This window comes from Paenibacillus sp. FSL R7-0210 (assembly GCF_038009085.1).
GTDB classification, from domain to species: Bacteria; Bacillota; Bacilli; order Paenibacillales; family Paenibacillaceae; genus Paenibacillus_AQ; species Paenibacillus_AQ silagei.
In genome coordinates this window covers 5,787,190-5,798,703 of the sequence record NZ_JBBPAR010000001.1, presented here as the reverse complement: position 1 = coordinate 5,798,703, position 11,514 = coordinate 5,787,190, and the positions used below count along the sequence as shown (strand labels likewise).

Below are 11,514 nucleotides of genomic sequence, written 5' to 3'. Positions count from 1 at the left end.
CTATTAACGGCATCATACCATTCCAGGCGGAGTGTAGCCAGGTCCAAGCGACCGAAACCTGATTATCGTTGTCAGGAATGCGCGGTTATGCTTTAATCTAAGTGGAAAAGGAATTTTAACCAATTTGAGGAGTGATTGCAATTATTTATGCGGTAAAGGATATTTTATTGCAAATATCGGCTGCCTGCATTTTTCTGTTTCTCTTTCAGTGGAGGCTGGACCGGGGCCATCCCTTGCGCAGGAATATCAGGTTTCCGGATGACCAGACCTTTCTGATGATCTGCTGCGCGCTGGGGATTACGCTGTGCATGGCACTGTCGGCCACGATGTTCGGGTTGGTCTATTTGAATCTGGCTATTCTCCCGGCGTATATTGGGATCTTATATGGTAATCTGCGCTCCAGCGTCTACCTCGCGCTATATTTCTTCTTCTGTACTGCATTGTTCTCGGTGCCCTCAGGTCTGGAGCATCTCTTCCTGAATACAGGGGTGCTGCTGTATCCGCTGCTCTTCGGTATGTCCGGGATGTTCAAGAAATCTGCGATACCCGGCAAAATCTTCATCCTGTGGGGCGCACTTTTCCCGAGCATGTTATTCATAGTCATTGTACCGAATATACAGGGCAGGAACGTCATGGATATACCTACCAGCGAAGCGGCCCTCGCCGGACTATACGGATTAACGGCCCTAATTCTGGGCGCCTTGTTCATCACCTATATCGATAAGGCGTGGGACAAGCTGCAGGTTAGGGTCCAAATGCAGGGAATCTCGGAGAAATTCCAGTGGGAATCGGAGAAGCTGCAGCAGATTACAAATGTAGTTCCGCTGAATATTATGGAGTTCGATGACAACGGGTATGTGACAGAGGTGAATGAATATATGCTGAGCCTGATGCAGCGTCATTGTCCCTTGTTGACCAGAGAGTTTATTTTGTCCAGGCCGGCTAGTGATATCTTCGGCAAAAGCATGGATCAGGCTACCCTGGACCGGTTACAGGCGGTTCTGAGGAGCAGACAGCGCTCCAATACCAAGATCAGGGTCGATTCGATGACCTATCATATTTTTACCGCGCCGCTCCAGCATGAATCGGGACTGCCGGGCGGCATCGTCATGATTATTCAGGATTTGACGGAAGAGGAGAAAATGCGCAGTGAGCTTGACAATGTCGAGCGCCTGTCGCTGGTCGGGCAGATGGCTGCGGGCATTACGCATGAGATCCGTAACCCGATGGCGGTAGTTCGCGGCTTCCTGCAACTGATGCGGGAGAAAAGCCCGGAGGAGCTCCACTCCTATTATCATATTGTCATGGAAGAGCTGGACCGGGCCAACAGCATCATCAATGACTTTCTGTCGCTGGCACAGACCCGTGTATCGGACAAGGAGCCGGCCGGGCTCCAGCATATTCTGGAGGAGCTTACGCCGCTGATCTGGGCGGATGCCAATCTCCGCGGCCAGAGTGTGGAGCTGAAAATCAGCCCGACGATGCCGCTGCTGCAGCTGAATGTCCGGGAGATCAAGCAGCTGATTCTGAATCTGGCCCGCAACGCCATGGAGGCGATGGAGGCCAAGGGCGTACTGACGCTGGCTGCCTATGAGCATGAGGATAACGTGCTGCTGATTATTACGGATACCGGAGAAGGCATGCCCCAGAGCCAGCTGAATCAATTGTTCACTCCGTTCTTCACCACCAAGAGCCAGGGGACAGGTCTTGGCCTGCCTCTCTGTCTCAGTATTGCGGAGCGGCATAACGGAACGATCCGGGTAGAATCGGAGGTAGGGTCCGGGACCTCGGTCATCGTTACTTTTCCGGTGGAGTCCAGAGAGGGAGCGGTCCAGAGCCCTGTATATATGTAGCAGATTTCACGGGGACGGCACCGTTTCGGGGCTGTGCAGCGGCAGGCTGCGTCTCTTGCTTTCGCAGAGTATGTATGTATAATAAAGTTAGCAAGTAGTGCTGGAACGCGGTAACGTTATCCGGGTTCTGACCTTATCTCAATTCAAGTGATGAAGGAGAGTGCAGAGAAATGTCCATGTCTTTTAATCAATATATGAGAGATTCTATCCAACCTATGCGCGACGATCTGACAAGCATCGGATTTCAGGAGCTATTGACCCCGGAGGATGTGGAAGCAGCCCTTCCGGCAGCCAAGGGAACTTCGCTGGTTGTTGTGAACTCCGTATGCGGCTGTGCCGCCGGACAGTGCCGTCCAGGGGTAGCCCAGGCGCTGCAGAACGAGATTCTGCCGGATCACCTGTTCACCGTATTTGCCGGTCAGGAGAAGGAAGCTACCGCCAAGGCGCGTGAATTTTTCGCACCGTATCCGCCATCATCCCCTTCCATCGCGCTGATGAAGGACGGCGAGCTGGTTCACTTCATCGAACGTCACGGTGTGGAAGACCGTTCGGCCGCCGAGATTGCTGCGGAGCTGAAGGAAGTTTTTGACCGAGTGTGCCAGTAATAATGTCCTGCAGCCTGAGGACAGCAGCATGAATAAGTAATGATCCCGCATCAGCCAGCCGTCAGCCGGGGGCTTGGCTCATGCGGGATTTTTTTTCTAATGTTAAGGGTAGGGATTACAATTCTAAGAAACGGGGTGGTCCTGTGAGTCTGCAGGAAGAGATTATTGCTACGCTGGGAGTTAAGCCGGTGATTGATACGGATGCGGAGATCCGTAAGCGTGTAGATTTCCTGAAAGCGTATGCGCTCCAGGCGGGGGCCAGAGGTCTGTTGATTGCGATTAGCGGGGGTGTGGACAGCGCGGTGGCTGCGGGTCTGTGCAAGCTGGCTACGGACGAGCTGACGGCGGAGGAAGGCAAGGAGTATATGACACTCGGGGTGTTCCAGCCTTACGGGGAGCAGGAGGATATTGAGCACAGCTATGCGGTGGCCCGGGCTTTTGAGCTGACCCATACGGTGGAGACCAATATCGAAGAAGCGGTGAACGAGATCGCCCTGGAGGTCGAGCATAGCCTGAAGTCCCTGGGCCAGCACAAGCATATTACCCATCAGGGCAAGGGGAATGTAAAAGCGAGAACGCGGATGGTGATGCAGTATGCGCTTGCTTTTGAGAACAATCTGCTGGTGGTGGGTACCGATCATGCCTCTGAGGCCATTACCGGATTCTATACGAAGTGGGGCGATGGCGCCGTCGATATAACACCGCTGTCCTCCCTGAACAAACGGCAGGTACGGCAGCTGGCTGCTGCGCTTGGCGTGCCGGCGGATATCGTAACCAAAGCGCCGACGGCTGGACTCTGGCCGGGCCAGACGGATGAGACTGAGCTTGGAATCACCTATGAGGAGAACAGCGATTATCTGGAGGGGAAGACCGTCAGCCCTGAAGCGGCTGAGAAGCTGGAGCGCTTCTTCCGGAGAACGGCGCATAAGCGCGATAGTATTCCGGGGATCTAGACAGGTTATGCCGGAGCCGCCGGGGCGCTGCGCTTGATGCAGACGCTCCGGCGGTTTTTGTGTAAGAGTATGCTGGTGCGAAGGCGAACGAGCCGAATGTATGCGGAAAATCGAATACAATATGCTCGTGTGAAGGTGCATCGGCCGAATGTGTGCGGAAAACCGAATACAGTGAATACAATTAGGCAGCCAGGTATGTGAAGCTCATTATAAATGTACGGCCTACTTCGCCAGTACCCGGTTGATGAACCCTCTGGTAGCGGATATCGCCTGTTCTAACTGGTGGGTAGTTCCGGCAAAAGGATGAACGGTGCCAAAGGTATGATTGCCGCCGGGAATCTGCACCCATTCGATATCCGGCCGCAGCCGGATCAATTGCTCGGAGCCGCGCCGCAGATGCTCGCCGTCCTCACTGCCTTGAATCAGGACAACGGGGAAGTTGGCCTGCTTCATCCGTTCTAGAATCTGGTAACGCTCCGCCTGCTGCTCCAGATCCTCTATAATGATGGCGTCCAGCGGCATTTGCTGGCCGGTCCGTCCGTTGAGCACATGGGTCCGGCCCTTTTCCCGCATTTCACTCTTCTGCTGCTCTGTGAACAGATCCAGGTTAGTGATCCCGTTCCAGGAGATGACCCCGGCAATTTCTGCCGGATGATCCAGTGCGTAGAGGAGTGAGTCGCCCCCGCCGCGGCTATGGCCCAGCAGGAAAAGTGGGAGGCTGCCGAACCTGTGGTGCTGGCTCAGATAAGAGAGCAGGATCTCCATATCCTTGATCTCACGCTGGTAGGTATTGCGGGCGAACTTATCCAGCTCGGTGAAATTCTGCAGATCCTCGCCGATGCCGGCATGGGAGAAGTTGAAGCTGATCACTTCATGCTCGTCGCTGAGCGCCTGTGCCGTATACGGGAACATCCCCCAATCCTTGAAGCCTTTGTAGCCGTGAGCGATAACCACCACACTCCGGGCCTCTCCCTGAGCGGGAAAATGGGAGCAGCGAAGCACCGCATCCTCTCCTGCGGGTAATTCAAAATTACGGGACATAAGGTATTCTTCCTTTCCTTCATCTCTTGGAACTGGCGGTTGTACTTCTTTACCGGATATACCTGATTTGCGGGTGATAGACTTTCAGTTTTTTTTCTTTTAAGATAGCAGAAAGCTGACGCTAAGACTATTATTAATAATACTTGGTCAAGAAGCTGACAGGCTTCACTGTTACATGAGATCTGTGGAGTCCTAGCAAGATCATATCATTAGACGCAGGGTAAGGATAGAAGGTAATATAAGAGGGTTATGGAATGCAGAGCCAGGAGAGGTGTGGAAGTGTGATTTATGGAATCGGGCATGATGTGCTGGAAATCGGCAGGGTTGCCGGGATTACGGAGAGCAGCCTGGGTAGCCGCTTCTCCCGGAGAATTCTGACCGGGCCGGAGCGGGTACTGGCCGCAGGCAAAGGCGCGAAGACAGCGGAATTCACCGCCGGGAGATTCTCGGCCAAGGAAGCGGTTGTGAAGGCGCTGGGCTGCGGAATCGGTCAGATGGTGGGTTTTCAGGACATTGAGATTCTGCCGGATGCGCTGGGCAAGCCAGTAGCCATACTGTCGGCGGAGGCCTGGGCCCGGCTGGGGCTGCCGGAGCAGGAGTATGTCATTCATCTCACCATTACGCACAGCCGCGGACTGGCCTCGGCCTTCGCGGTGGTGGAGCGGACGACCGGCCACAGCCTGTAACTATATAATTTTGAACGGCAAGGAGAATAACGATGACCACAGATGAGAAGCACATAGAAGCGCAGCAGGAAGCCAAGTTATTCTTCAGCCGGTTCCTGCTGGAATGGTACCACCTCCAGAAGCGGGACCTGCCGTGGCGGCGCCACCGCAATCCGTATTACATCTGGATCTCGGAGATTATGCTGCAGCAGACCCGGGTGGATACGGTAATTCCTTATTTCAACCGTTTTATTGAGCAGTTTCCAACCGTGGAGGCGCTCGCAGATGCACCGGAGGAAGAGGTGCTGAAATGCTGGGAGGGTCTTGGCTACTACTCGCGTGCCCGGAATCTCCAGCATGCCGCGAAGCAGGTCAAGGAGCTGTACGGGGGGCAGGTGCCGGATGACCGCGATGCCGTATTCGGTCTCAAGGGCGTAGGCCCGTATACAGCCGGTGCTATTCTGAGCATCGCGTTCAACCGGCCGGAGCCGGCGGTGGATGGCAATGTGATGCGCGTCTTATCCCGGTATTTCCTGATTGAGGATGACATTGCCAAAGGCCCGACCCGTGTGAAAATGGAGAAGCTTGCCGCCGAGCTGATCCCCGAAGGGGAGGCAGGCAGCTTCAATCAGGCGCTGATGGAGCTTGGCGCGCTCATCTGCACGCCGAAATCACCGCGCTGCCTTCCGTGCCCGGTGATGGAGCACTGCGCCGCGCGGCTGGCGGGCTGCGAGGCTTCGCTGCCCGTCAAGACCAAGGCGAAGCCGCCGCGTCCGGAGGAGCGGCTGGCCGCCCTGGTAGAGGGCCGCGGCGAGCACGCGGGCCGGGTACTGATCCGGCAGCGGCCGGCTAGCGGGCTTTTGGCCCGCATGTGGGAGCTGCCGCACTGGCCTGCGCCGCCTGCTGAGGCCGGCGGCGCGCGCGGTGCGCTGCTGCCGGAAGCGGCAGCGCTGGACCGGCTGCGCCGGTCCATGAGCCAGGCCGGGATTCACGCCCGGCCTGAGGGGCACTGGATGGCTGCGGAGCATACATTCAGCCATATTGTTTGGACCCTGCAGGTGTACCGCTGCAGGGAAGAGGCGGCGCTGCCGCTGGCAGCGGAGAGCCGCGCCGTGTACGGGGCGGCGCAAGCGGAGCGCGCGGATGGCGCGGATGGCGCGGATGGCGCGGATGGCGCGCTGGGGGCGGATGCTGGGGCAGCGCATGCGGGACGCGCGGATGGCGCGCTGGGAGTGGATGCACATGCGGGGCGCGAGAATAGTCCGCTGGGAGTGGATGCGGGAGCGGCTCATGCGGAGCGTGAGAACAGCCTGCTGGCTGCGGCGCTGGGGGCACAGCCGGCGGAAGACGCACCGCTGGCGCTGTTCGACAGCGGGGATGCCGCAGCTGATGCAGCAGACAGCGGAGCGCAGCGCTGGATCAACCGTGAGGACATGAAAAATTACGCCTTTCCGAATGTGTTCCTCAAGCTGCTGAACAGCTATTTCGATGAGCAAGGGACGTAGGCTCTAAGCTGCTACCGCTATGCTAATCCCTGTTGAGCCATACAGATCACCAACGGACAAGCATCACTGCTGCCGATTGCAGTGTAAAGATTAGTATGTTTGGTGCTAGACGGGGGTGCTTCTCTCATCTTGTTGCCAACGCTGCAACGGCTGCCGTCCTTCTCAATAGAGTGCCACCGCTTCCGTATGCTGTTGAGCAAATGTAGGGGGCTTCGGTTGTGGACAAACTGGAATTAAGTACTACCTGACCTCAACGCCGAAAGTATAGTATATGTGCGCCATTGACCGCGCCGGAATCAGACTGCAAAAACCCATTAAAAGTGCCGGAAGTGAGCCGCACGGTGAAATCAGAGGGATAAATCCCATTAAAAGTGCTGAAAGTGAGCCGCACGGCCGAACCAAAGGGATAAATCCCATTAAATGTGCCGAAAGTGAGCCGCACGGTGAAATCAAAGGGATAAATCCCACTAAATGTGCCAAAAGTGGACCACGCGGTGAAATCAAAGGGATAAATCCCATTAAATGTGCCCAAAGTGAGCCGCACGGTGAAATCAGAGGGATAAATCCCATTAAAAGTGCCGGAAGTGAGCCGCACGGCCGAACCCAAAGGTATAAATCCCATTAAATGTGCCGAAAGTGAGCCGCACGGTGAAATCAGAGGGATAAATCCCATTAAAAGTGCCGGAAGTGAGCCGCACGGCCGAACCAAAGGGATAAATCCCATTAAAAGTGCTGGAAGTGGGCCGCACGGTGAAATCAAAGGGATAAATCCCATTAAAAGTGCCGGAAGTGAGCCGCACGGCCGAACCAAAGGGATATATCCCATTAAATGTGCTGGAAGTGGGCCGCGCGGTGAAATCAAAGGGATAAATCCCATTAAATGTGCCGAAAGTGGGCGGGCCGAGCAAAATGAGGAGCACAAGTACCCCTGAATTGGCCGAAAGTGGGCGGGTCGAACGAAATGAGGAGCACAAATACCCCTGAATTGACCGAAAGTGGGCGGGGCGCACGAAATGAGGAGCACAAGTACCCCTGAATTGGCCGAAAGTGGGCGGGTCGAGCAAAATGAGGAGCACAAATACCCCTGAATTGCCAAAAGTGGGCGGGTCGAACGAAATGAGGAGCAGAAATGCCCCTGAATTGGCCAAAAGTGGGTGGTTGAGTGAAGTGAGGAGCAGTTGGCGGCTGGCACGAATAAAGGGCCACTAAGCACCCGCCCCATCTCCCGCGTCTGCCAACTCTAACTCGCCCTGCCCCCTGCGACAACTCCCGCTCCACCCCAATCCCCACCCCACCCCAACCCCCCGCACCCATCCGCCCCGGATGTAAGTTGCTATAAGCCAGGAACGCGAGACCAAGGAGGTAAAGGATGAAGACGATTACCATATATGATATCGCCAAGGAGGCCCAGGTGTCCGTAGCCACAGTCTCCCGTGTCCTCAACAATACAGCTCCGGTCAAGGAGAGCACCCGGGAGATCATCATGGCTGTGATTGAGAAGCATCAGTTTCAGCCGAACGCGCTGGCCCGCAGTCTGCTTAAGAAGGAGACTGGCACGATCGCCATGATTTTGCCTGACATCACCAACCCCTTTTTCCCGGAGGTCTTCTGGGGAGCCGAGAATGTAGCCAGAGAGAAGCATTATACCTTCTTCCTCTGCGATACGGCGGGGGAGCATAGCCGCGAGTCGGAGTACCTTAGCATCCTTCGGGAGAAAAGAGTGGACGGGATTATTTTCCTGGGCGGCAGAATTAACCTGAATCAGTGTCCGCCGGCGTTGTCCCAGGAGGTCGTGGAGCTGTCGAAGCATGTGCCGATCGTGTTGGTCAACGGCAATCTGCCCCGGAGCGGCCTGCACCGCATTTACACCGATGAAGAAGAAGGGGCGGCACTGGCCACCCAGCATCTGCTGGACCTGGGGCACCGGAGAATCGGATTCCTCGGGGGAATGGAGGAGACCTCTACAACCCAAGTGAAGCTGAAGTCTGTGAGGATGAAGCTGAAGGAGCGGGGGCTTACGCTGCGCAAGGATTGGGTCATGTTCCACGACTTCTCGATCGAGGGTGGGCGGACGCTGATGGACCGGATGCTGGAGCAAGAGGAACGGCCGACAGCGGTGCTGTGTGTGAATGATTTTACAGCCATTGGCGCGTTGAAATCAGCCACCCAGCATGGGCTGAAGATACCGGAAGATCTGTCGATCGTCGGGTTCGACGATTCGCCCTTGTCCAGAGCGGTTATTCCGGAGCTGACCACGGTGTCGCAGAACACCAACCAGCTGGGGGAGCTGTCTGTAGAGATGCTTCATGAGCTGATTAGCGGCGGAAATCCCAGGAAACGTACGGTGCTCCAGCCAAAGCTGGTGGTACGCGACAGCACGGGACGCCCGAAGAATCCTGCAGAATAGCTCTAAGAATAGCCCAGCAATATTACCCGCCGGAAGCTGCTTACCAGACAGGTCTGCCGCGCAAGCATTCAAGTATGTTCATCCAGGGCCGGTCAAGAACTTTCCAGGCGTATGTGGAGTGCGTCAGCACGAGGGGGCCTGTATTCTGGAAAGTTTTTGGATTGAAGCATGAAATTTGTGTAAAGTAGGATTGACCAGGGGATAACCAGAAGTTATAATGAAATGGATTTCATGAAACCCATTTCATTATTTTTTAGAGTTTGAGTAAGCGGTTACTCTGGCTGTACATATGGGACAAGGGGATTTTTCGAATTTACTGATAATTTGAAAAGTATAAGAATTCGCAGCCATAACCCACCAGTCATCCTGATATTTCCCACGAGAGAGGTGCCGCCTCAGAGAGACGGCAGGGGCCGTACAACAATCCTGATCCTTCCCTCTGAAGCAGTATCGCTCTTAATGGGGCGGCAGGGGCCGTACAACAATCCTGATCCTTCCCTCTGAAGCAGTATCGCTTTTAATGGGACGGCAAGGGCCGTACAACAATCCTGATCCTTCCCTCTGAAGCAGTATCGCTCTTAATGGGACGGCAGGGGCCGTACAACAATCCTGATCCTTCCCTCTGGAGCAGCACCGCCCTTAAAGGGACGATTCGGCCATGCAGTGCTCCTTATCTTTCTTGCTTATACGGCACCGCCCTTAGGGGGCGGCAATAACCGTATCCAAGTTCATTTATTTCCAAGTTTTCTTTTCATCATCTCAAGGGTAGTCTTAAGGGCTTATATGCTGGCATACGCCACTATATAAATATGACATCGGAAGGGAGCGGGGGACGGACGCAGACATGCTTGAATCAGTTTAATCTTGGATCAGTTCAATCTTGAATCAGTTCAATCTTAGATTAGCTTAACATCACTGAAATTAGGGGAGCGTGGCGAACAGTGAAACAGTTGAAGAAGAAAAGCTCGGCGTGGTTCATGCTGCTGACAGCCGTAGTTACACTTGTAACCGGTTGCAGCGGAGGGAATAACGCGTCTGCACCGGCAGCAACACCGGCGGCGGAGGCGACTCAGGCTCCGGCAGCCAGTGAAACGGCACCAGCAGCAACGGAAGCGCCTTCGGCAACGCCGGCTGCTAATCTGAACGGGCGGGAGATCCGCATCTCCCACTGGTGGGACGCCACTCCTGTCGGGGATTCAGAGGCAGATGAGCTTGCCCGCGAACGGATCAAAGCGGTGGAAGAGAAATACAACGTCAAGATTAAATACCTGAATACAGAGTATTGGTCCACCGCCGAGAAGCTGTCCTCTTCCGTTATGGCAAGCGATCCGTTTGCCGAGATTGTCCGGCTGCCTGACGGCTTCATCTGGGGCCTGATGCATGGCGGCTTCCTGACACCGCTGGATGATTATCTGAAGGATTCACTCATCGATCAGAGTGTGATTGATTCCATGCGCTTCGGCGGCGACAAGGTCTATGGCCTGGAGAGCTGGTATAGCCCGAACGACAGCGGCGTGTTCTACAACAAGCGTATTTTCAAGGAAGCGGGCCTGAAGGACCCGCAGCAGCTGATGGATGAGGATAACTGGAACTGGAATACGATGCTTGATGCGGCGAAGAAGCTGACGATTGACAAGAACGGGGACGGGAAGATGGACCAGTACGGTCTGGCCGGAGCCCATTATGTGATCTCGGAGCTGCTGATCGCCAGCAACGGCGGCAAAATCTACGATGAAGCTACTCAGAAGGCGGTCTTTGATTCACCAGCATCTATGGAAGCGCTTAACTTCCTTCATAAGCTGTACACGCAGGATAAGGTATTCAAGCCTAACGAGGGCAATGACTGGGAAGACCCGGCTAAGTATTTTGGAGAAGGCACCGTGGCTATGTATCCGGGCGGTCTCTGGGAAATCGAGGGGCGTATTCTCGGCAAGATGAAGGATGAATGGGGGTATGTCTATATTCCAAAAGGCCCGCAGGCCGATAAGTACTACGATCCGCTGGGCCAGACAGCAGCCTATGCCATCCCCAAAGGGGTTAAGGATGCGGATACAATCGTAAAGATCTGGGAGGATCTGCAGCCGTTCGACAGCTGGCAGGAGAACCGCAGATTGTCGATGGAGAATATTTTGCCGGATGAAGCCTCTATCGCCAATGCGATGAATGATGAAGGTAAGGTGGAGCGGGTCTTCGGCGGACGTTACGGCGGTCTTGGCGTCAAGGATCAGCTGGATAAGGTGACTGAGAAATTCCTGAAGGGCGAGATTACACCGTCCACCGGGGTGGCCCAAGTCATTGGAACGGCGCAGGCCGCAGCCAAGAAAGTACTGAGCGGTGAGCAGGATAAAGAGAAGAAATAGGTAGCTGGACAGCTCATAACAAGGGTAATACCTGCTTGTCTTGCGCAATACCTGCTGTGTTTGTCTGCAAAATCGGCAGCCGCCCTTATAGGGCGGCGTAGCCGTGTGCGCTTGAAATATAAGGA

Annotated in this window: 9 protein-coding genes; 7 read left to right on the top strand and 2 right to left on the bottom strand. The window is 55.1% G+C overall.

Annotation, left to right across the window (positions count from 1 at the left end):
* The first annotated feature begins 233 nt into the window (after positions 1-233).
* The 3 genes from MKY64_RS24435 to nadE all read left to right on the top strand — a co-directional run bounded on the left by MKY64_RS24435 (position 234) and on the right by nadE (position 3,411).
* Complete coding sequence (locus MKY64_RS24435) at positions 234-1,853, top strand: ATP-binding protein (protein WP_340956347.1); 1,620 nt, start codon at positions 234-236, stop codon at positions 1,851-1,853.
* Positions 1,854-2,023: 170 nt separating this feature from the next.
* Positions 2,024-2,458 carry a BrxA/BrxB family bacilliredoxin gene (locus MKY64_RS24430; protein WP_036722287.1) on the top strand — a complete coding sequence of 145 codons (435 nt, stop codon included), beginning with the start codon at positions 2,024-2,026 and terminating at the stop codon, positions 2,456-2,458.
* Positions 2,459-2,601: 143 nt separating this feature from the next.
* Complete coding sequence (nadE, locus tag MKY64_RS24425) at positions 2,602-3,411, top strand: ammonia-dependent NAD(+) synthetase (RefSeq protein ID WP_036722289.1); 810 nt, start codon at positions 2,602-2,604, stop codon at positions 3,409-3,411.
* 222 nt (positions 3,412-3,633) lie between these two features.
* Here the strand turns inward: nadE and MKY64_RS24420 are convergent, their stop codons facing one another.
* Positions 3,634-4,452: an alpha/beta hydrolase family protein gene (locus MKY64_RS24420; RefSeq protein ID WP_036722292.1), complete on the bottom strand. Its 819-nt coding sequence runs from the start codon at positions 4,450-4,452 to the stop codon at positions 3,634-3,636.
* 281 nt (positions 4,453-4,733) lie between these two features.
* On the opposite strand from MKY64_RS24420, the gene acpS reads away from it, so the two are divergent.
* A complete protein-coding gene (acpS, locus tag MKY64_RS24415; RefSeq protein ID WP_076086774.1) occupies positions 4,734-5,138 on the top strand; it encodes a holo-ACP synthase in 405 nt (134 codons plus the stop codon).
* Positions 5,139-5,170: 32 nt separating this feature from the next.
* On the top strand, positions 5,171-6,622 hold the full coding sequence (mutY, locus tag MKY64_RS24410) for an A/G-specific adenine glycosylase (protein WP_340956343.1): 1,452 nt from the start codon (positions 5,171-5,173) through the stop codon (positions 6,620-6,622).
* Between the two features lie 250 nt (positions 6,623-6,872).
* Here the strand turns inward: mutY and MKY64_RS24405 are convergent, their stop codons facing one another.
* Entirely contained in the window at positions 6,873-7,484 is a 612-nt protein-coding gene (locus MKY64_RS24405; protein ID WP_340956341.1) for a hypothetical protein, read from the bottom strand.
* A 507-nt stretch (positions 7,485-7,991) separates the two neighbouring features.
* Between MKY64_RS24405 and MKY64_RS24400 the strand changes: the two genes are divergently transcribed.
* Complete coding sequence (locus tag MKY64_RS24400) at positions 7,992-9,029, top strand: LacI family DNA-binding transcriptional regulator (RefSeq protein WP_340956338.1); 1,038 nt, start codon at positions 7,992-7,994, stop codon at positions 9,027-9,029.
* A 941-nt stretch (positions 9,030-9,970) separates the two neighbouring features.
* A complete protein-coding gene (locus tag MKY64_RS24395; protein ID WP_340956337.1) occupies positions 9,971-11,389 on the top strand; it encodes an extracellular solute-binding protein in 1,419 nt (472 codons plus the stop codon).
* Positions 11,390-11,514 lie beyond the last annotated feature (125 nt).

Bases quoted from the DNA above. Each gene is read 5' to 3' on its own strand.
- MKY64_RS24400 (WP_340956338.1), top strand. From the start codon at position 7,992: ATGAAGACGATTACCATATATGATATCGCCAAGGAGGCCCAGGTGTCC.
- MKY64_RS24430 (WP_036722287.1), top strand. From the start codon at position 2,024: ATGTCCATGTCTTTTAATCAATATATGAGAGATTCTATCCAACCTATG.
- mutY (WP_340956343.1), top strand. From the start codon at position 5,171: ATGACCACAGATGAGAAGCACATAGAAGCGCAGCAGGAAGCCAAGTTA.
- MKY64_RS24420 (WP_036722292.1), bottom strand. From the start codon at position 4,452: ATGTCCCGTAATTTTGAATTACCCGCAGGAGAGGATGCGGTGCTTCGC.